This window comes from Pseudomonas sp. B21-053, from assembly GCF_026016365.1.
Lineage (GTDB): Bacteria > Pseudomonadota > Gammaproteobacteria > Pseudomonadales > Pseudomonadaceae > Aquipseudomonas > Aquipseudomonas nunensis.
Window position 1 is genome coordinate 4,582,232 of sequence record NZ_CP087205.1, and the last position, 20,694, is coordinate 4,602,925.

18 protein-coding genes are annotated in these 20,694 nt (G+C 58.9%); 13 read left to right on the forward strand and 5 right to left on the reverse strand.

Annotated elements, in window-relative coordinates; genetic code table 11:
• Window positions 1–17: 17 nt before the first annotated feature.
• On the reverse strand, window positions 18–2,423 hold the full coding sequence (locus LOY68_RS20560) for a DNA translocase FtsK (RefSeq protein WP_083471288.1): 2,406 nt from the start codon (window positions 2,421–2,423) through the stop codon (window positions 18–20).
• Window positions 2,424–2,729: 306 nt separating this feature from the next.
• Here LOY68_RS20560 and trxB point away from each other — a divergent pair, with 306 nt between their 5' ends.
• The 4 genes from trxB (at window position 2,730) to infA (ending at window position 5,527) form a co-directional block, all read left to right on the forward strand.
• The gene (gene trxB / locus LOY68_RS20565; protein WP_265039481.1) at window positions 2,730–3,689 is read left to right on the forward strand and encodes a thioredoxin-disulfide reductase; all 960 of its coding nucleotides are present in this window, start codon (window positions 2,730–2,732) and stop codon (window positions 3,687–3,689) included.
• A gap of 64 nt (window positions 3,690–3,753) precedes the next feature.
• Entirely contained in the window at window positions 3,754–4,434 is a 681-nt protein-coding gene (gene aat, locus LOY68_RS20570; protein ID WP_265039482.1) for a leucyl/phenylalanyl-tRNA--protein transferase, read from the forward strand.
• Between the two features lie 55 nt (window positions 4,435–4,489).
• Entirely contained in the window at window positions 4,490–5,197 is a 708-nt protein-coding gene (locus LOY68_RS20575; protein ID WP_265039483.1) for an arginyltransferase, read from the forward strand.
• 111 nt (window positions 5,198–5,308) lie between these two features.
• Entirely contained in the window at window positions 5,309–5,527 is a 219-nt protein-coding gene (gene infA, locus LOY68_RS20580; RefSeq protein WP_002553999.1) for a translation initiation factor IF-1, read from the forward strand.
• 339 nt (window positions 5,528–5,866) lie between these two features.
• On the opposite strand, the gene LOY68_RS20585 is transcribed toward infA, so the two are convergent.
• The 3 genes from LOY68_RS20585 to clpS form a co-directional block, all read right to left on the reverse strand.
• Window positions 5,867–6,295 carry a hypothetical protein gene (locus LOY68_RS20585; protein ID WP_265039484.1) on the reverse strand — a complete coding sequence of 143 codons (429 nt, stop codon included), beginning with the start codon at window positions 6,293–6,295 and terminating at the stop codon, window positions 5,867–5,869.
• A gap of 302 nt (window positions 6,296–6,597) precedes the next feature.
• Window positions 6,598–8,868 carry an ATP-dependent Clp protease ATP-binding subunit ClpA gene (clpA, locus tag LOY68_RS20590; RefSeq protein WP_054053653.1) on the reverse strand — a complete coding sequence of 757 codons (2,271 nt, stop codon included), beginning with the start codon at window positions 8,866–8,868 and terminating at the stop codon, window positions 6,598–6,600.
• A 30-nt stretch (window positions 8,869–8,898) separates the two neighbouring features.
• A complete protein-coding gene (clpS, locus tag LOY68_RS20595) occupies window positions 8,899–9,282 on the reverse strand; it encodes an ATP-dependent Clp protease adapter ClpS (protein ID WP_054053655.1) in 384 nt (127 codons plus the stop codon).
• A gap of 225 nt (window positions 9,283–9,507) precedes the next feature.
• Between clpS and LOY68_RS20600 the strand changes: the two genes are divergently transcribed.
• Window positions 9,508–9,789, forward strand: a complete 282-nt coding sequence (locus tag LOY68_RS20600) for a cold shock domain-containing protein (RefSeq protein WP_265039485.1) — start codon at window positions 9,508–9,510, stop codon at window positions 9,787–9,789.
• A 62-nt stretch (window positions 9,790–9,851) separates the two neighbouring features.
• On the opposite strand, the gene icd is transcribed toward LOY68_RS20600, so the two are convergent.
• A complete protein-coding gene (gene icd, locus LOY68_RS20605) occupies window positions 9,852–11,108 on the reverse strand; it encodes an NADP-dependent isocitrate dehydrogenase (RefSeq protein WP_017339594.1) in 1,257 nt (418 codons plus the stop codon).
• Between the two features lie 494 nt (window positions 11,109–11,602).
• On the opposite strand from icd, the gene LOY68_RS20610 reads away from it, so the two are divergent.
• The 8 genes from LOY68_RS20610 (at window position 11,603) to LOY68_RS20645 (ending at window position 20,444) form a co-directional block, all read left to right on the forward strand.
• Complete coding sequence (locus LOY68_RS20610) at window positions 11,603–13,828, forward strand: NADP-dependent isocitrate dehydrogenase (protein ID WP_265039486.1); 2,226 nt, start codon at window positions 11,603–11,605, stop codon at window positions 13,826–13,828.
• A gap of 198 nt (window positions 13,829–14,026) precedes the next feature.
• A complete protein-coding gene (locus LOY68_RS20615) occupies window positions 14,027–14,473 on the forward strand; it encodes an NUDIX hydrolase (RefSeq protein ID WP_265039487.1) in 447 nt (148 codons plus the stop codon).
• 59 nt (window positions 14,474–14,532) lie between these two features.
• Window positions 14,533–15,678 (forward strand): tRNA 2-thiouridine(34) synthase MnmA, encoded by a 1,146-nt coding sequence (gene mnmA, locus LOY68_RS20620; RefSeq protein ID WP_265039488.1) that lies wholly within the window; start codon window positions 14,533–14,535, stop codon window positions 15,676–15,678.
• A complete protein-coding gene (gene hflD / locus LOY68_RS20625; RefSeq protein WP_054053662.1) occupies window positions 15,675–16,298 on the forward strand; it encodes a high frequency lysogenization protein HflD in 624 nt (207 codons plus the stop codon). The genes mnmA and hflD overlap by 4 nt, the downstream gene beginning before the upstream one ends.
• Before the next feature lie 126 nt (window positions 16,299–16,424).
• The gene (gene purB, locus LOY68_RS20630) at window positions 16,425–17,795 is read left to right on the forward strand and encodes an adenylosuccinate lyase (RefSeq protein ID WP_265039489.1); all 1,371 of its coding nucleotides are present in this window, start codon (window positions 16,425–16,427) and stop codon (window positions 17,793–17,795) included.
• Window positions 17,796–17,881: 86 nt separating this feature from the next.
• A complete protein-coding gene (locus LOY68_RS20635; RefSeq protein ID WP_163913771.1) occupies window positions 17,882–19,051 on the forward strand; it encodes a cupin domain-containing protein in 1,170 nt (389 codons plus the stop codon).
• Complete coding sequence (locus LOY68_RS20640; protein WP_265039490.1) at window positions 19,044–19,469, forward strand: GNAT family N-acetyltransferase; 426 nt, start codon at window positions 19,044–19,046, stop codon at window positions 19,467–19,469. Before LOY68_RS20635 ends, LOY68_RS20640 begins: the two co-directional genes overlap by 8 nt.
• A 213-nt stretch (window positions 19,470–19,682) precedes the next feature.
• Window positions 19,683–20,444, forward strand: a complete 762-nt coding sequence (locus LOY68_RS20645; RefSeq protein ID WP_265039491.1) for a secretin N-terminal domain-containing protein — start codon at window positions 19,683–19,685, stop codon at window positions 20,442–20,444.
• Window positions 20,445–20,694: the final 250 nt, after the last annotated feature.

Genomic DNA, 20,694 nt, shown 5'->3' on the forward strand with positions numbered 1-20,694 from the left:
ACCGCTTTTCAGTTCAATCAGTCGCGCACCGGGCCAGGGGCCAGGACTTCGCGCGAACCGTTGGTGTTCATGGACGTCACGACCCCGGCCATTTCCATGGCTTCGATCATGCGTGCGGCGCGGTTGTAGCCGATTTTCAGCTTGCGCTGAACCGCCGAGATGGAAGCCCGACGGCTTTCCAGCACGAACTGCACGGCTTCGTCGTAGAGCGCGTCGGATTCGCTGTCTTCATCGCCGCCGCTGCCGCCTTCAAAACCGCTACCTGGCTCTTCGACACCGGCCAGGATCTCGTCGTTGTATTCTGGTGCACCGCGCAGTTTCCAGGCTTCAACCACCCGGTGAACTTCGTCATCGGACACGAACGCGCCGTGAACCCGGATCGGCAGACTGGTGCCCGGCGGCATGTAGAGCATGTCACCGTGGCCCAGCAGTTGCTCGGCGCCACCCTGGTCGATGATGGTCCGGGAGTCGATCTTGCTCGATACCTGGAACGCCATGCGCGTCGGAATGTTGGCCTTGATCAGACCGGTGATCACGTCAACCGACGGACGCTGGGTCGCGAGGATCAAGTGGATACCGGCCGCACGGGCCTTCTGGGCGATACGTGCGATCAGTTCTTCAACCTTCTTGCCGACGATCATCATCATGTCGGCAAATTCGTCGACGACCACCACGATGGTCGGCAGCTTGTGCAGCAGCGGTGCTTCGTCGTGGATGCTTTCGCGCTTGTACAGCGGATCGGACAGCGGCGTACCCGCCTCCTCCGCATCCTTGACCTTCTGGTTGAAGCCCGACAGATTACGCACGCCCATCTTCGCCATCAGTTTGTAGCGACGCTCCATCTCCGCCACGCTCCAGCGCAGGGCGTTGGCCGCGTCCTTCATGTCGGTGACCACCGGGCAGAGCAAGTGCGGAATGCCTTCGTAGATCGACAGCTCAAGCATTTTCGGGTCGATCATGATCAGCTTGGCGTCTTCCGGGCCGGACTTGAACAGGATCGACAGGATCATCGCGTTCACACCCACCGACTTACCGGAACCGGTCGTACCGGCCACCAGCAAGTGGGGCATTTTCGCCAGGTCGGTGATGACCGGCTTGCCACCGATGTCGTGGCCCAGGGCCAGGGTGACCGGCGATTTGAAGTTGTCGTACTCGGGCGATGACAGCACCTCGGAGAAACGCACGATCTGCCGGTCTTCGTTGGGAATCTCGATACCCACAGTGGTCTTGCCCGGAATCACTTCTACCACCCGCACGCTGGTCACGGCCAGGGAACGCGCCAGGTCTTTCGCCAGGTTGGAGATGCGGCTGACCTTGACGCCAGCAGCTGGCTGTATTTCGTAACGGGTAATTACCGGGCCGGGGTGAATCGAATCCACGGTGACTTCGACGCCGAATTCCTTGAGCTTGATTTCCAGCAAATGGCCAACCGCAGCCAGGGATTCGGGCGAGTAATTGAGTTGTTTCTTTTCCGCAGGATCGAGAATCGAGATCGGCGGCAAGGTGCCTTCCACGGCGCTGTCGACGAACAACGGCGCCTGCTTCTCTTTCTCCACACGCTTGCTCGGTGCGGCCGGTTTGGAAGGCGCTGGGGCAATCACGGGCGGAACCTGCTTCTCGCGGTCCGACATGTGCTTGCTCAGGGCTTGTTCGCGCTCGATCAGGCGCTCCTTGACCTTGGCCTGTTCGCGTTTGTCGGTCACGGTCGGCGCCACTACGTCGTGGACGCGGTCGTCGACTTCACGCAACTGGGCGACCAATTGCTTGCGTTCGACACGGGCGGCCCACCAGCGATTGGCGGCGCCCTGGAACAGTTCGAACAAGTCGAGGGTGATCTTGCCAGTGAGGTCCATCACCTTGAACCACGACAGGTCGGTGAACACCGTCAGGCCGAACAGGAACAGGGCGATGAACAACAGCGTGCTGCCCTGGATGTTCAGGGCGTTGCGGGCCAGGTCGCCGAGACTTTCGCCCAACGCGCCACCTGCGCCGGCCGGCAGACCGGTCGCTGCATGGAAATGGATATGCGCCAGCGCCGCGCCCGACAGCACCAGGAACACCAGGCCGATCAGGCGCCAGGAGAACAGCCAGCCGCTCCACTGCCACGGTTCGTGGCGTTGACGGAAGATCTGGTAGATTTTGACCGCCAGCAGCAGCGGGAAGATGTAGGCGAAGTAACCCAGCACCATGAACAGGATATCGGCGCTGTAGGAGCCCACCGGACCGCCGAAGTTCTGCACGTCGTCGATCTTGCTGTTATGGCTCCAGCCCGGATCGTCCTTGCCATAGGTCAGCAAGGCCATCATCAGGAACAGGCACAAGGCGCCGATGGCGATCAATGCACCTTCCTTGAGTCGGTAGTGCAAATGCTGGCGCCAGAGCGGAACGACGGCTGGTTTAGGTGCTGCGGTGGATTTCTTCAAAACGCTACTTTTCCTGCGCCTATGGCGCGTCCATCTGTTGAATGACTATAAAAACTGCCCAATCCAGGCAGGTAAAAAAGTTAACAGGTGCAACTGGGACTACTTTTAACACTGCACCCCGGTGTTTCAAAACAGGGCAAGCACTGCTTTTTTATTACAAGCGCTGTTACAAGCAGGCATTGTACGGGTTTGTTCGCCCGATGCCATGCTTGCGGCCCTTGGGTGTAGCATAGCCAAAAGCACATGACACACGGTTCAATTTGAGCACGCATTCTCTTTTGTGACAAAGGCTTATGAGGTGTTTTTATGAGCGAAGCTAAGCATTCACGCCTGATCATTCTGGGTTCCGGCCCTGCCGGTTACAGCGCCGCCGTTTATGCCGCCCGCGCCAACCTCAAACCCGTGGTCATTACCGGCATACAGGCAGGTGGCCAGCTCACCACCACCGTCGAAGTCGACAACTGGCCCGGCGACGTCGAAGGCCTCACTGGCCCGGTATTGATGGAACGCATGCAAAAACACGCCGAGCGCTTTGACACAGAGATCGTTTACGACCACATCCACACCGCCAAGTTGCAGCAACGCCCTTTCGAACTCATCGGCGACAGCGGCACCTACACCTGCGACGCGCTGATTATCGCCACCGGCGCCTCGGCGCAGTACCTGGGGCTGCCTTCGGAAGAAGCCTTTGCCGGTAAAGGGGTTTCGGCCTGCGCGACGTGCGACGGCTTCTTCTACCGCAATCAGGTGGTCGCCGTGGTCGGTGGCGGCAACACGGCCGTTGAGGAAGCGCTGTACCTGTCGAACATCGCCAAGGAAGTGCATCTGGTGCACCGACGGGACAAGCTGCGCTCGGAGAAGATTCTCCAGGACAAACTGTTCGAGAAAGCCGCCAATGGCAATATCCGCCTGCACTGGAACCAGAACCTCGACGAGGTGCTGGGCGATGCCAGCGGCGTGACGGGCGCTCGCCTGCGCGACAGCCATAGCGGCGAAACCAGTGAGCTGCCGCTGGCCGGCGTGTTCATCGCCATCGGCCACAAGCCAAACACCGACCTGTTCCAGGGCCAATTGCCCATGCGTGACGGCTATCTGCTGATCAGGGGCGGCAATGAAGGCGACGCCACCGCCACTGAAATCCCGGGCGTGTTCGCCGCCGGCGACGTAGCCGATCATGTTTACCGCCAGGCCGTGACCTCCGCCGGGGCCGGTTGCATGGCCGCACTGGACGCCGAGAAATACCTCGACGATATTCCGACCGTTTGACGCCCCACTTCACGGCGGGCCCCGCTGCCCGCCACCGCCCTCCCCTACTGCAAGCCCGGATGCCATGCTGACTTGGTTACAACGCAACACCCTGACTTTTCCGCCTCTGGAAAAAGCCATGCGCGATCCCAACGGGTTGTTGGCGGCGGGCGGTGATCTGTCCGCCGATCGGCTGGTCCAGGCGTATCGCCACGGCTGCTTCCCGTGGTTTTCCGAAGGTCAGCCGATCCTCTGGTGGTCACCGGATCCGCGCACGGTTCTGTTTCCCGACGAACTGCACGTCTCTCGCAGCCTGGGCAAATTGCTGCGCCAGCAACGATATCAAGTGACCTTCGATCAGGATTTTGCCGCAGTCATCAGCGCCTGCGCCGCACCACGGGAATACGCCGACGGCACCTGGATCACCGAAGCCATGCAGGACGCCTATCTGGAACTGCACCGGCGCGGCTACGCCCATTCGGTGGAAGTCTGGGACCAAGGCGAACTGGTCGGCGGGCTGTACGGCCTGGCCATGGGTCAGCTGTTTTTTGGCGAGTCGATGTTCAGCCGCGCCGACAACGCGTCCAAATATGGCTTTGCCACATTGGTGCGACATCTGAAAGACTCAGGCTTTGTGCTGATCGATTGCCAGATGCCCACCGACCACTTGCACAGCCTCGGCGCACGGGCGATACCGCGCAACGAGTTTGCCAGATATCTAGCGCAACACCTGGATCAACCCAATCGCGCCACTTGGGTTTGCTGAGCGACTTTTGCGCGGGTGGCTTACACTTATTTAAAGTTTATCCCGAGGGTTGATCATGACCGAGTTGGCGCGTTTGAAGTTCTATGCCACTCAGCCCCACTCTTGCAGCTATCTGCCCGAGGAGCAGGCCACGACCCTGTTTCTCGACCCTAGCCAGCCCATGGATGTGCATGTCTACGCAGACCTGTCGGAAATGGGCTTTCGTCGCAGCGGCGATCATCTCTATCGGCCTCATTGCCAGAATTGCAATGCGTGCGTACCGGCGCGCATTCCTGTGGCTCAGTTTTCACCCAACCGTCAGCAGAAACGCATTTTCAAGCGCAACGCCGGCCTGCAGGTGCGCCCGGCCAGGCCCAAGTTCAGCGAAGAGTATTTCGATCTTTATCAACGCTATATCGAACAGCGTCACGCCGACGGCGACATGTACCCGCCAAGCCGCGATCAGTTTTCGACGTTCCTGGTGCGTGATCTGCCGTTTTCCCGGTTCTACGAGTTTCGTCTCGACGGACGGTTGGTCGCGGTAGCGGTGACCGATTTGCTGCCCAACGGCCTGTCGGCGGTCTACACCTTCTATGAGCCCGCCGAGGACCATCGCAGCCTCGGACGCTACGCCATCCTCTGGCAAATCGGCGAAGCCCAGCGGCTGGGGCTGGAAGCGGTCTACCTCGGCTACTGGATCAAGAACTGCAAAAAGATGAACTACAAGACCCAGTATCGCCCCATCGAACTGCTGATTAATCAGCGCTGGGTTGTCTTGAACTAAGGCAATCCGTAAACCGCTTGGCGTAAACCCCATTTTTCGGGCACAATGCACGCCGCTTTTGCCTGGCGCAGTTGCACCGGGCCATTCATTGGATACCGAGGGCTTTACTGCATGTCGAAAGAAGACAGCTTCGAAATGGAAGGCACTGTCGTCGACACCCTGCCCAACACCATGTTTCGTGTGGAGTTGGAAAATGGGCACGTCGTAACCGCGCATATTTCCGGCAAGATGCGCAAGAACTACATTCGTATTCTTACCGGTGACAAAGTGCGCGTCGAGCTGACGCCCTATGACTTGAGCAAAGGGCGCATTACTTACCGCGCTCGTTAATCAAGTCAATACAAAACGCCCGGTTATGCCGGGCGTTTTTGTGTGTGCGTTTTTTGGGGCTCTGGGGTTTTGGGTGTATATCCGTTGCTGTGGTGATGGCTGGTTTGGGGATTTGCGTGTATATCCGTTGCTGCGGTGAGGGCTGATTATGGTTTCGCTCTTACAGCGACTCACTTTTCCAGACGCCGAAAAGTAAGCAAAAGGCTTCGCCCCGACGTACGGCATCTCGCTTCGCTCGATGTACCCTCGCTACGGTGTCCATCAGGGGGCATCGCCTACGGTCGGCTTCGCTTCGACCTCCTCTCGATGTGTGCGGCTTCGCCGCACGGCGCTACGCGCCTAACCCCCTGATGAACACCTACGCTCGGCCTGCCGAAGGGGCGAGAGATCAAGGTCAAGATCGACATCAAAATCAACGTCAAAAGCCACAGCCACAGCCACAGCCACAGCCACAGCCACAGCCACAGCCACAGCCACAGCCACAGCCACAGCCACAGCCACAGCCACAGCCACAGCCACAGCCACAGCCACAGCCACAGCCACAGCCACAGCCACAGCCACAGCCACAGCCACAGTTAGGTCGAAATCCAGATCCAGATCCAGATCCAGATCCAGATCCAGATCAAAAGATCGCAGCCTTCGGCAGCTCCTACAGGGTTCTGCGTGCACCGCCCGCCCCTCACCACTCAACAGGCCGAGCGTTAGCTCGCCTGCAGCTTTTGATCTTGCTGTGCCCGCCCCTTCGGGAGGCTGAGTGGAGGTGTTCATCTGGGGGTGGGCGCGTAGCGCCGTGCGGCGCAGCCGCACACATCGAGAGGAGGTCGAAGCGAAGCCGACCGTAGGCGATGCCCCCAGATGAATACCGGAACGAAGGAACGCCGAGCCTAAGCGAGGGGCCGGACGCCGGGGCGAGACCTTTTGGTTCCTTTTGGGGCGTTTGCCAAAAGGGACTCGCCGTAAGGGCGAAACCCTAATCAGCCGTTACCGCAGCAACGGATATGTACACAAACACTAAACCCCACACAGCAAAAAGGCGCCTTTCGGCGCCTTCAGCTTTACAGCAACAACCGTCAGGCCATTTCTGCCGTGGTCTCAAACTCAAAGGTCAGCTCGCCATCCTTGAGATCGATATGAACCACACCACCATGGTCAGCCAGTTCGCCAAACAGAATCTCCTCCGCCAGCGGACGCTTGATCTTATCCTGAATCAAACGCGCCATTGGTCGAGCACCCATCGCCGAATCATAGCCTCCCGCCGCCAGCCAACTGCGCGCCGCATCGGTCACCTCCAACTGCACGCGCTTGTCTTCCAGTTGCGCCTGAAGCTCGGTAAGGAACTTGTCCACCACACTTTTGATAACCTCATGACTGAGGCGACCAAACTGAATAATGGTGTCCAGACGGTTGCGGAACTCTGGCGTGAAGCTCTTCTTGATTACTTCCATCGCATCGGACGAGTGGTCCTGATGAGTGAAACCGATCGAAGCGCGAGCTGCAGTTTCGGCGCCGGCGTTAGTCGTCATAATGACGATCACGTTACGGAAATCCGCCTTGCGCCCGTTGTTATCGGTCAGCGTACCGTGGTCCATGACTTGCAACAGCAAGTTGAAGACTTCCGGATGCGCCTTCTCGATTTCATCGAGCAACAACACGCAGTGAGGCTGCTTGGTGATGGCCTCGGTCAGCAGACCGCCCTGGTCGAACCCGACATAGCCTGGAGGCGCACCGATCAGACGCGATACGGTGTGGCGCTCCATGTACTCGGACATGTCGAAGCGAACCAGTTCGATGCCCAGCGCCTTGGCCAACTGACGCGCCGCTTCGGTTTTACCGACACCGGTTGGACCGGCGAACAGGAACGAACCGACTGGCTTGTCAGGCGACTTAAGGCCGGCACGGGACAGTTTGATCGCAGTCGACAACGAGTCGATTGCGGCATCCTGGCCAAATACGGTCAGCTTCAGGTCACGCTCAAGGTTACGCAGCAGCTCTTTGTCGGAGCTGGTGACGTGCTTAGGCGGAATCCGCGCGATCTTCGCCACGATGTCCTCGACCTGAGGCACTTCGATGCGTTTCACGCGCTTCTCGATTGGTTGCAGGCGCTGGTAGGCACCGGCTTCGTCGATAACGTCGATGGCCTTGTCCGGCATGTGCCGGTCATTGATGTAGCGCGAGGCCAGTTCAGCCGCCGCACGCAACGCTTCATCGCTGTATTCGATGCCGTGGTGCGTTTCGAAACGCCCTTTCAGGCCGCGCAGGATGCTGATGGTGTCTTCGACCGAAGGCTCGGACACATCGACCTTCTGGAAGCGCCGAGCCAAAGCACGGTCCTTCTCGAAGATCCCGCGGAATTCCTGGAACGTGGTCGAACCGATGCAGCGGATATCGCCGGACGACAGCAGCGGTTTGAGCAGGTTCGAGGCATCCATGACGCCACCGGACGCGGCACCCGCACCAATGATGGTGTGGATCTCGTCGATGAACAGGATGGCCTGCGGACGTTTTTTCAGCTCATTGAGCAACGCCTTGAAGCGCTTCTCGAAATCACCGCGGTATTTGGTCCCGGCCAGCAAGGCGCCGAGATCAAGGGAGTACACCACGCTGTTGGCCAGCAGGTCCGGTACCTGGTTGTCGACAATGCGCTTGGCCAGGCCTTCGGCAATCGCGGTTTTACCCACGCCTGCCTCGCCCACCAGCAGCGGATTGTTTTTGCGACGACGCGCCAGGATCTGCGCGACACGCTCGACTTCCATCTCACGGCCTACCAGTGGATCGATGCGACCCTGGCGCGCGAGTTCGTTGAGGTTGCTGGCATAAGCATCCAGAGGATTGCCTGAAGAAGAAGACTCACCGCCCTCGTCGTCCTGCATATCTTGCTCACCTTCAGAGTGATCGCCGTGCCCCGGTACTTTGGAAATGCCATGGGCGATGTAGTTGACGACATCAATGCGCGCAACGCTCTGCTGTTTCAGCAGGAACACTGCCTGGCTTTCTTGCTCACTGAAGATTGCGACCAGCACGTTAGCGCCAGTCACTTCGCGTTTGCCCGAGCTCTGTACGTGAAAGACAGCACGCTGCAGAACACGCTGGAAGCCCAGGGTGGGTTGGGTCTCGCGATCCTCGTCGTGTACGGGGATCAGCGGCGTGGTGGAGTCGATGAACTCCTGCAGGTCATGCTTGAGTTTGTCGAGGTTTGCGCCGCAGGCACGCAAAACGGTGGCGGCAGCCTCATTATCCAATAGGGCCAACAGGAGATGTTCGACGGTCATGAATTCATGACGTTTCGAACGAGCCTCCTTGAAGGCTAAATTGAGGGTGACTTCGAGCTCGCGGTTTAACATAGCTTCACCTCATACCCAAGTGGTCGGCGATTAACCGTCCTTCTCGATTTCACAGAGTAGCGGATGCTGGCTTTCCCTGGCGTACTGGTTGACCTGCATGGCCTTAGTCTCGGCGATGTCGCGGGTAAACACTCCACATACTGCCCGTCCTTCTGTATGGACGGCCAGCATGACCTTGGTCGCCAGCTCGCGATTCAGGTTAAAAAACACCTCGAGCACTTCGACGACGAAATCCATCGGTGTGTAGTCATCATTAAACAAAACCACCTTGTACATCGGCGGCGCCTGTAAAGCAGGCTTAGCCTCCTGAACAGCAATGCCTGCGGAATCGTCGTCGTGTTCCTCCGGGAGATCTTTCTGGAGAGTCGGGCGATCCTGATTGAATGTTAGTCGAATCTGGCTGATTGCATGCATGGAAAGAAAGGTTCGTCAGTTGTGCAAATACAGTGGTGGGGGCGGCTATCAACGATTTCAACTCCGACTGCCCAGTCACCTTGACTATCGGGAAAACGGTGTTACAACCAATAGAGCCCACAGTGGGTAAAAAAGGTCCGCGGAGTCAATCTTATTTATGAGATTCGACTGCGGATGTACTGGATGATACTCCAGTGATGGAGTCTGTTGCAGAGGGATATGAGCATGGCAGTCGGCAAGGTCAAGTGGTTCAACAATGCCAAGGGGTTCGGTTTCATAAATACCGACGCCCGGGAAGGCAAGGACGAGGACGGTCATACCATTGATTTCTTCGCCCATTATTCGGCCATTGACATGGACGGGTATAAAACCCTCAAGGCCGGACAAGCCGTCAATTTCGAGATCGTCCAGGGCCCCAAAGGCCTGCACGCGGTGAAGATCACGGCAGCGTCTGTTGAGCATGAACACGTCACGCCCTTGCCTCATCATGAAAAGGTATCGAACTGACGCACGCGATCATCCAGTCATAAAAAAACCGCCCGAAGGCGGTTTTTTTTGCTGCGAAAGTCTTACATGTGCGAGATCAGCGCGTCGCCGAAGCCGGAAGAAGATACCAGTTTGGCGCCTTCCATCAGACGTTCGAAGTCATAGGTCACGGTCTTGGCGGAAATCGCGCCGTTGGTGCCCTTGATGATCAGATCGGCTGCTTCGGTCCAGCCCATATGCCGCAGCATCATTTCGGCGGACAGGATCAGCGAACCCGGGTTGACCTGGTCCTTGCCGGCGTACTTCGGCGCAGTACCGTGGGTCGCTTCGAACATTGCGATGGTGTCGGACAGGTTGGCACCTGGCGCGATACCGATACCGCCCACTTCAGCCGCCAGGGCGTCGGAGAGGTAGTCGCCGTTCAGGTTCAGGGTCGCGATGACATCGTATTCGGCCGGGCGCAGCAGGATCTGCTGGAGCATGGCGTCGGCGATGGCGTCCTTGACGATGACGTTCTTGCCGGTTTTCGGGTTCTTGAACTGCATCCACGGACCGCCGTCGAGCAGGGTCGCGCCGAACTCTTCAGCCGCCACTTCGTAGGCCCACTCCTTGAAGGCACCTTCGGTGAACTTCATGATGTTGCCTTTGTGCACGATGGTCAGCGAATCGCGGTCGTTGTCGACCACGTATTGCAGGGCCTTGCGCGCCAGGCGCTTGGTGCCTTGCAGCGAAACCGGCTTGATGCCGATGCCACAGTTTTCGTCGAAACGGATCTTGGTGACGCCCATTTCATCTTTCAGGAACTTGATGACTTTGGTCGCTTCCGGCGAACCGGCCTTCCATTCGATACCGGCGTAAATGTCTTCCGAGTTCTCGCGAAAGATTGTCATGTCGACGTCGCCTGGCTTCTTGACCGGGCTTGGCACGCCTTCGAACCAGCGTACCGGACGCAGGCAGACGTAAAGGTCGAGTTGTTGACGCAGGGCCACGTTCAGCGAACGGATGCCGCCACCGACCGGGGTGGTCAGAGGGCCCTTGATGGAAACCACGTAATCCTTGACTGCGTCCAGGGTTTCCTGAGGCAGCCAGGTGTCCTGATCGTAAACCTGAGTCGCTTTTTCCCCGGCGTAGACTTCCATCCAGGAAATTTTGCGCTCGCCGCCGTAAGCCTTCTTAACAGCAGCATCGACAACCTTGATCATGACCGGGCTGATATCAACGCCGATGCCATCGCCTTCAATGAAGGGGATGATCGGGTTGTTAGGAACATTGAGAGAATGGTCCGCGTTGACGGTGATTTTGTCGCCGACTGCTGGAACCTGAATCTTCTTGTATCCCATGCTGAACTCCATTGTTTGGATTGAACATCTGGCTTCGTTCGAGCGTACCCCAGTTAAATCGGCGCGCAAACCCTATGTTCCACCCATCTGCCGCAAAGCTGTGCAGTTCATGATCTACAAGCCTGAAAGCAAAGGGAAAAGCGCCAAACTCAAGCACGGTGCAAGACTCTACGCCGCCCACTGCCCTGCGACCTTTAGACCAATGGACGAGAATCGTTGCATATGAACCATCGGCAGATTGCCAGCTACCTATGTATAATGCCGCCGCTGACCGAAGGGTCACAAAGGCCAAGCTCTCTATTACGAGACTTTCAGCCAGATTGAAGCCGGACTGTTACCGCAGTCCACCCGCTTGACGCTCGACTGATGCACCCAACATCACCGCGAAGAAATCTCGACATTCGGCTCATGGATGACTTTGAACGAACGCGCTTACCCGGCGCCCCTCGAGTTTCGGCGCACGCTTTAGCAAAGAAGAGAGAGTTAATCCGAATATGCCCACCCGCTCGAAGATCATCTATACCTTCACCGACGAAGCCCCAGCCCTCGCCACCTATTCACTGTTGCCTATCGTAGAGGCCTTCACCGCCTCCGCTGATATCGCCGTGGAAACCCGCGATATCTCTCTTGCAGGGCGCATCCTGGCCAGCTTCCCCGAGCAATTGGGTGACAAAGCCGTAGCCGACCACCTCGCCGAACTGGGCGACCTGGCCGTTACGCCTGAAGCCAACATCATCAAGCTGCCGAACATCAGCGCCTCGGTTCCACAACTGCAAGCCGCGATCACCGAGCTGCAAGCCCAGGGCTTTGCACTGCCGGACTACCCGGAAACCGTGACTACAGAGGCCGACAAAGAAGCCAAGTCGCGTTACGACAAGATCAAGGGCAGCGCCGTTAACCCGGTCCTGCGCGAAGGCAACTCCGATCGTCGCGCACCGCTGTCGGTCAAGAACTACGCGCGCAAGCACCCGCACAAAATGGGCGCCTGGGCTGCGGACTCCAAGTCCCACGTCGCGCACATGAGCACCGGTGATTTCTACGGCAGCGAAAAAGCCGCCCTGATCGACGCCGCTGACGCCGTTAAAATCGAACTGATCGCTCAAGACGGCACCACCACCGTCCTGAAAGAAAAAACCACCGTGCAAGCCGGTGAGATCCTCGATTGCGCGGTACTGAGCAAAAACGCCCTGCGCAGCTTCATCGCTGCCGAGATCGAAGACGCCAAGCAAAAAGGCGTGCTGCTGTCGGTTCACTTGAAAGCCACCATGATGAAGGTCTCCGACCCGATCATGTTCGGCCAGATCGTTGCCGAGTTCTATAAAGACGCACTGGCCAAGCACGCTGACGTGCTGGCGCAGATCGGCTTCAACCTGAACAACGGCATCGGCGACCTGTACGCTCGCATCAAGGCTTTGCCGGCTGAGCAACAAGCGCAGATCGAAGCGGACATCCAGGCGGTCTACGCCGTTCGTCCGTCGTTGGCCATGGTCAACTCCGACAAAGGCATCACCAACCTGCACGTGCCGAGCGACGTTATCGTCGACGCCTCGATGCCGGCGATGATCCGTGACTCCGGCAAGATGTGGGGCACTGATGGTCAGCTGCACGACACCAAGGCTGTGATCCCGGATCGCTGCTACGCCACCATCTACCAGGCTGTCATCGAAGACTGCAAGGTAAACGGCGCTTTCGATCCAACCACCATGGGCAGCGTGCCAAACGTTGGCCTGATGGCGAAAAAAGCCGAAGAGTACGGCTCCCACGACAAGACTTTCCAGATCAAGGCCAACGGTGTCGTTCGCGTCACCGACAGCAAAGGCGCCCTGCTGCTGGAACAGTCGGTTGAAGCCGGCGACATCTTCCGCATGTGCCAGACCAAAGACGCGCCGATCCAGGATTGGGTCAAACTGGCCGTCAACCGTGCCCGCGCAAGCGCAACCCCGGCCATTTTCTGGCTGGACCCGATGCGCGCTCACGACGGCGTTGTGATCGAGAAAGTTCAGGCTTACCTGAAGGATCACGACACCTCCGGCCTGGACATCCGCATCATGTCGCCTGTCGACGCGATGAAGTTCACCCTGGAACGCACTCGCGAAGGCAAGGACACCATCTCGGTGACCGGCAACGTACTGCGCGACTACCTGACTGACCTGTTCCCGATCATGGAACTGGGCACCAGCGCCAAGATGCTGTCGATCGTCCCGCTGATGAATGGCGGCGGCCTGTTCGAAACCGGCGCTGGCGGTTCGGCACCGAAGCACGTTCAACAGCTGCTGGAAGAAAACTTCCTGCGCTGGGATTCCCTGGGCGAGTTCCTGGCCCTGGCCGCTTCCCTTGAGCACCTGGGTGTGACTTACAACAACCCTAAGGCGCTGGTTCTGGCCAAGACCCTGGACCAGGCCACTGGCCAGTTCCTGGACAACAACAAGTCGCCATCGCGCAAAGTCGGCAACATCGACAACCGCGGCAGCCACTTCTACCTGGCGCTGTACTGGGCTCAAGCCCTGGCCGCCCAGTCCGAAGACACTGCACTGCAAGCACAGTTTGGCCAGTTGGCAAAAACCCTGACCGAGAACGAAGCAACCATCGTTGCCGAGCTCAACGCCGTTCAGGGCAAGCCAGTGGACATCGGCGGTTACTACCACGCCAATGCCGAGCTGATCAGCAAGGCGATGCGCCCGAGCAACACCTTCAACGCTGCGATCGCTGCGTTGGTTTAAGGTTGTAAGGATGCAAAGAAGCCCCGGCCCAGTGCCGGGGTTTCTGTTTGTGGACCCACCACAGACCCCATGTGGGAGCGGGCTTGCTCGCGAATGCGGTTTATCATTCAGCACTCTTATTGACTGACCCACCGCTTTCGCGAGCAAGCCCGCTCCCACAGGGTCCGTATTTCATTATTCAGAATTTGAGGAAGCACTATGGATTGGCTACCCCACATCACCGTCGCCACCATCGTCGAAGACAACGGCCGCTTCCTGATGGTCGAAGAATCCAAAGGTGGACGAACGGTGCTCAACCAGCCCGCCGGTCACCTGGACCCGGACGAAACCCTGATCGAAGCCGCCGTACGCGAAACCCTTGAGGAAACCGGCTGGGACGTCGAACCGACCGGCATCGTGGGGATTTACCTCTACACCGCCCCGAGCAACGGCGTGACTTATCAGCGGGTCTGCTTCATCGCCAAGGCGCTGAAACACCACCCCGACTATCAACTGGACGACGGTATCGTCGGCGCCAAATGGCTAACCCGTGACGAACTCATGGCACAGCGCGCAAACTGGCGCAGTGAGCTGATCATCCGCTGTATCGATGATTATCTGGGAGGCTTTCACTTCGGTCTCGAACTGATCCGCCCTTCTCTTTAGCCTTGCGGGCTTCGGCCTGTTAGAATCGCGTCCTTTTTCAAGACACTCATTGAATCCCTATGCGTGATCCAGCCCCTTCTGACATACAAAAGAAGCGCGTCATTGTCGGCATGTCCGGCGGCGTGGACTCTTCCGTTTCCGCTCTCCTGCTGATCGAGCAGGGTTATGAGGTGGAAGGCCTGTTCATGAAGAACTGGGAAGAAGACGATGGAACGGAATACTGCACCGCCATGGACGACCTGGCGGATGCACAGGCTGTGTGCGACAAAATCGGCATCAAGCTGCACACCGCCAACTTCGCCGCCGAGTACTGGGACAACGTGTTCGAGCACTTCCTGGCCGAATACAAGGCCGGTCGCACGCCGAACCCGGACATCCTGTGTAACCGCGAGATCAAGTTCAAGGCGTTCCTCGACTACGCCATGATGCTCGGCGCCGACCTGATCGCCACCGGTCACTACGTGCGTCGCCGCGACATCGATGGCCGCACCGAGCTGCTCAAGGGCCTGGACCCGAACAAGGACCAGAGCTACTTCCTGCACGCCGTGGGCGGTGAACAGATCGCCAAGACCCTGTTCCCGGTCGGCGAGCTGGAAAAACCCGAAGTGCGAGCGATTGCCGAGAAACACGAACTGGCCACCGCGAAGAAAAAGGATTCCACCGGGATCTGCTTTATCGGCGAACGCCGCTTCAGCGACTTCCTCAAGCAATACCTGCCGGCGCAGCCGGGCGAGATCAAGACCACCGAAGGCGAAGTCATCGGCCGTCACCACGGCTTGATGTACCACACCATCGGTCAACGTCAGGGCCTGGGCATTGGCGGCTTGAAAGACGCCGGTGACGAGCCGTGGTACGTGCTGATCAAGGACCTGGAACACAACGAGCTGATCGTTGGCCAGGGCAATGATCACCCGTACCTGTTCTCCCGCGCCCTGCTCGCCTCGGACATCTATTGGGTCAACCCGATTGATTTGACCGAGCCACGCAAGCTGACCGCCAAAGTCCGTTATCGCCAAAGCGACCAGCCATGCACGCTGGAAAAAACCGCCACCGGCTACCGCGCGACCTTCGATGACCCGCAACGCGCGGTCACCCCAGGTCAATCCGTGGTGTTCTATGACGGTGAAATCTGCCTCGGCGGCGGCGTGATCGAAATCGCCGAACCCTGGACCAGCAAAGGCACTCCTCAAGGCGAGCCACAATGAGCCCGACTCAGGAGCAACTGACGGCACTGGGCGGCGTGTTTCTCGCCGCGGTGCTGGTGGACAAGATCGCCAAGAGCGGCCAGACCAGCGAAGCCGGCCTGACCTGCATGCTTGGCAGCCTGCTGATCCGCGACCCCAAGGACACCCTGGAAGTCTACGGCGGCGACGATATCAATCTGCGCGAAGGTTATCGCGCGTTGATCGGCGCCCTGGAGCGCGACCCGAGCACCCTGCAGCGCGAACCGCTGCGTTATGCCTTGGCGATGCTGGGTCTTGAGCGTCAACTGGCCAAGCGCGACGACATGCTCGGCGTGATCGGCAAGCGTCTGCCGCAGATTCAGTCCCAGGTCGAGCATTTCGGCCCGGCCCACGAAAACGTGATCGCAGCCTGCGGCGCGCTGTACCAGGACACCCTGAGTACGTTGCGCCAACGGATTCAGGTCCACGGCGACATGCGCAACCTGCAGCAACCGAGCAACGCCTCGAAGATCCGCGCCCTGTTGCTGGCCGGGATTCGTTCGGCGCGCCTGTGGCGGCAGTTGGGCGGTCATCGCTGGCAGTTGGTGATCAGTCGTCGCAAGTTGCTTAAAGAGCTTTACCCGCTGATGCGCAGCAGCTGAACCGCGCCCGCAACACTGCTTTAGATCTGTAACGCGTAATACGCCGGTCAGTTGGCAACGGACCGGCGGATATTTTCATGTATGATACGCGCCCCATTTCGTTGCCCGACTGTCCGAGAACACCCCATGCAGCTCTCTTCGCTCACTGCGGTTTCCCCTGTTGACGGCCGCTACGCCGGCAAAACCCAGGCCCTGCGCCCAATTTTCAGCGAATACGGTCTGATCCGTGCTCGCGTTCTGGTTGAAGTGCGTTGGCTCCAGCGCCTGGCCGCTCACCCAGGCATCAGCGAAGTGCCGGCGTTCTCCGCCGAAGCCAACGCGGTGCTGAACACCCTGGCGGACAACTTCGCTCTGGAGCACGCCGAGCGTGTCAAAGAGATCGAGCGCACCACCAACCACGACGTAAAAGCCATCGAATACCTGCTCAAAGAGCAAGCGGCCAAGCTGCCGGAACTGTCCAAGGTCAGCGAATTCATCCACTTTGCCTGCACCAGCGAGGACATCAACAACCTGTCCCACGCCCTGATGCTGCGTGAAGGCCGTGATGATGTAATGCTGCCACTGATGCGCCAGACCGCCGAAGCCATCCGCGAACTGGCGATCCGTTTCGCTGACGTGCCGATGCTGTCGCGCACCCACGGTCAACCGGCTTCGCCGACCACCCTGGGCAAAGAACTGGCGAACGTGGTTTACCGTCTGGAGCGTCAAATCGCTCAAGTCGCTGCCGTTCCGCTGCTGGGCAAGATCAACGGCGCTGTCGGCAACTACAACGCACACATCTCCGCCTACCCGGAAATCGACTGGGAAGAAAACGCCCGTGCCTTCATCGAAGACGAGCTGGGCCTGGGCTTCAACCCGTACACCACGCAGATCGAACCGCACGACTACATCGCCGAGCTGTTCGACGCGATTGCGCGCTTCAACACCATTCTGATCGACTTCGACCGTGACATCTGGGGCTACATTTCCCTGGGTTATTTCAAACAGCGCACCATCGCTGGCGAAATCGGTTCGTCGACCATGCCGCACAAGGTCAACCCGATCGACTTCGAAAACTCCGAAGGCAACCTGGGCATCGCCAACGCACTGTTCCAGCACCTGGCGAGCAAACTGCCGATCTCCCGCTGGCAGCGCGACCTGACCGACTCCACCGTATTGCGCAACCTCGGTGTCGGCTTCGCCCACAGCGTGATCGCGTACGAAGCCAGCCTCAAAGGCATCAGCAAGCTGGAGCTCAACGCGCAGAAAATCGCCGCTGACCTGGACGCTTGCTGGGAAGTCCTGGCCGAGCCGATCCAGACCGTGATGCGCCGTTACAACATCGAAAACCCGTACGAGAAGCTGAAAGAGTTGACGCGTGGCAAGGGCATCAGCCCTGAAGCGCTGCAAACTTTCATCGACGGCCTGGACATGCCAGCCGCCGCCAAGGCCGAGCTGAAATTACTCACCCCGGCGAACTACATCGGCAACGCTGTAGAGCAAGCCAAACGCATCTGATCGACCGTTTGACCCTTTTGAGACGCCCGGCAGCGCCGGGCGTTTTTATTCCCGTCTGAAAAGTGCATTTTTTCAATAGGTTACACATGAATCCTGATATTCCTCTTCAACTTCTGGGCGGCATCACGGCGCGCGAATTCATGCGCGATTACTGGCAGAAAAAACCGCTGCTGATCCGCCAGGCGATCCCTGATTTCGAAAGCCCGATCGATCCCGACGAACTGGCCGGCCTCGCGCTGGAAGAAGAAGTTGAATCGCGCCTGGTGATCGAACACGGCGAGCGTCCTTGGGAATTGCGCCGCGGCCCGTTCGCCGAAGACGAATTCAGCAAGTTGCCGGAAACCGAATGGACCCTGCTGGTACAAGCGGTCGACCAATTCGTACCGGAAGTCAGCGAACTGCTGGAAAATTTCCGCTTTCTGCCGAGCTGGCGCGTCGACGACGTGATGATCAGCTTCGCCGCCCCGGGTGGCAGCGTCGGTCCGCACTTCGACAACTACGATGTGTTCCTGCTGCAAGGTCACGGCAAGCGCAATTGGAAAATCGGCCAGATGTGCGACTCCGAGAGCAAGCTGCTGCCACACGCGGACCTGCGCATCCTCGCCGACTTCGAAGCCACCGATGAGTGGGTTCTGGAGCCGGGCGACATGCTCTACCTGCCGCCGCGCCTGGCCCATTGTGGTGTGGCGATTGATGACTGCATGACCTATTCCGTAGGTTTCCGTGCGCCGAGCGCCGCTGAAGTGCTGACTCACTTCACCGACTTCCTCAGCCAGTTCCTGACCGACGAAGAACGCTACACCGACGCCGACGCACTGCCGGCGGTCGATCCGCACCAGATTCAGCATGACGCACTTGATCGCCTGAAAGCCTTGCTGGCCGAGCACATGAGCGACGAACGCCTGCTGCTGACCTGGTTCGGCCAGTTCATGACCGAGCCGCGCTACCCGGAACTGGTGGTCGGCCCGGAAGAAGTCGAAGAAGAAGACTTCCTTGCCAGCCTGGAACAAGGCGCCGTGCTGATCCGCAACCCGAGCGCGCGCATGGCCTGGTCCGAAGTCGATGACGACCTGCTGCTGTTCGCCAGCGGCCAGAGCCGTTACCTGCCGGGCAAACTGCGCGAACTGCTGAAGCTGATCTGCGCCGCCGACGCCCTGCACACCGACAACCTCGGTGAGTGGCTGAACGACGAAGACGGCCGTGGCCTGCTGTGCGAGCTGGTCAAGCAAGGCAGCCTGGGGTTTGCTGATGAATAAAATCCACGTTCGTGTCGCAGACTGGCAGAAGGATATCGCCGAGATACGGCGCATTCGTGAGACGGTGTTCATCGCCGAGCAATCCGTTCCGCCTGAACTGGAATGGGATGCCGATGACGCGACAGCGGTGCATTTTCTGGCCTTTGAAGGCGACTTCCCGATTGGCACCGCACGCCTGCTGCCTGATGGACACATCGGCCGGGTGTCGGTGCTCAAGGACTGGCGCGGTTTGAAAGTCGGCGATGCGCTGATGCAAGCGGTGATCGGTGAAGCCGAGAAACGCGGGCTGAAGCAGCAGATGCTGAGCGCACAGGTGCAAGCCACGGCGTTCTATGAGCGCCTGGGTTTCAGCCTGGTCAGCGAGGAATTCCTGGAAGCCGGGATTCCGCATGCGGACATGGTTCGGCATTCGGCCTGATACCGAGGTGAGGCCTTCGCGGGCAAGCCTCGCTCCTACGGATATTCGCGTACTGTAGGAGCGAGGCTTGCCCGCGAAGAGGCCAACAAGAACACCACAAAACGCCCCGCCATCCCCGGATGCCGGGGCGTTTTGCTGTCTACGATTCAACTTGCCCCACCCCGGGCCGACAAACTGGCAATATCAAGCCTTTCGAAAGCGGAGATAACGGACATGTCCCTACGCACCCTGCTCACCACGCTGCTGCTGACCTGCAGTTTTTCGGTCATGGCCGCCACCGAGATCGTGCCCCTGAACTACCGCACCAGCGCCGACATGCTGCCGGTGGCGCAGAATTTCATCGGCAAGGACGGCCAGGTCAGCGCCTATGGCAATCAGCTGATCGTCAACGCAGATCAACGCAAGATCGACGAACTTAAGGCGTTGATCAGCCAACTCGATGTGGCCGCCAAGCGCCTGCTGATCACCGTCTACACCAACGAGAACAACTTTCAGGGTGACCAGGGTTACTCGGTGAACGGTGCCAAACCCAGCCAGACCCGCATCATCAATCGCAGCACCGACAGCCGTGACGGCGGCATCCAGCAGGTGCAGGCCAGCGAAGGCACGCCGGCGCTGATCCAGGTCGGCCAGAGCGTGCCGTTGACCAGCACGCAGACCGACACCTACGGTCGCCTGCAAAGCCAAACCGAATATCGCAATGTCACTCAGGGGTTTTACGTCACCGCCAGCATCACCGGCGAAATCGTTCACCTGGCGATCAGTACCAATCGTGACCGCATGAGCCAGGAACGTCCCGATGTAGTGAACGTGCAAAGTACCGACACAACTGTCACGGGGCGTCTGGGCGAGTGGATCACCCTGGCCGGCGTGAATCGCCAGACTCAGGCCGATAAACAGGGCGTAACCCGCAGCTACTCTACTCAGGGCCGGGATGACATGACCTTGCGGGTGAAAGTCGATACGCTGGACTAAAGCACCAAAAACTGACTGATGAGTCGTATTAGACTAAAGATGTAGTGCTTGAAAAAAAGCACTACAAAACGTTTGACGAGCCAAAAAAGCAAAGGCATGATGGCCTCGCTCCCGCTAATCAGGGGCCCTGGCAAGGGCCTTCGAGTCGCCGCCTGCATCTACCCCGCAAGCCGATTCGTGTCTGTACCGCCCACAAGGTGTGTTTGACGAGGTTGCCGACTGGAACGAAGTTGTCCCGAGGGACGGAAGC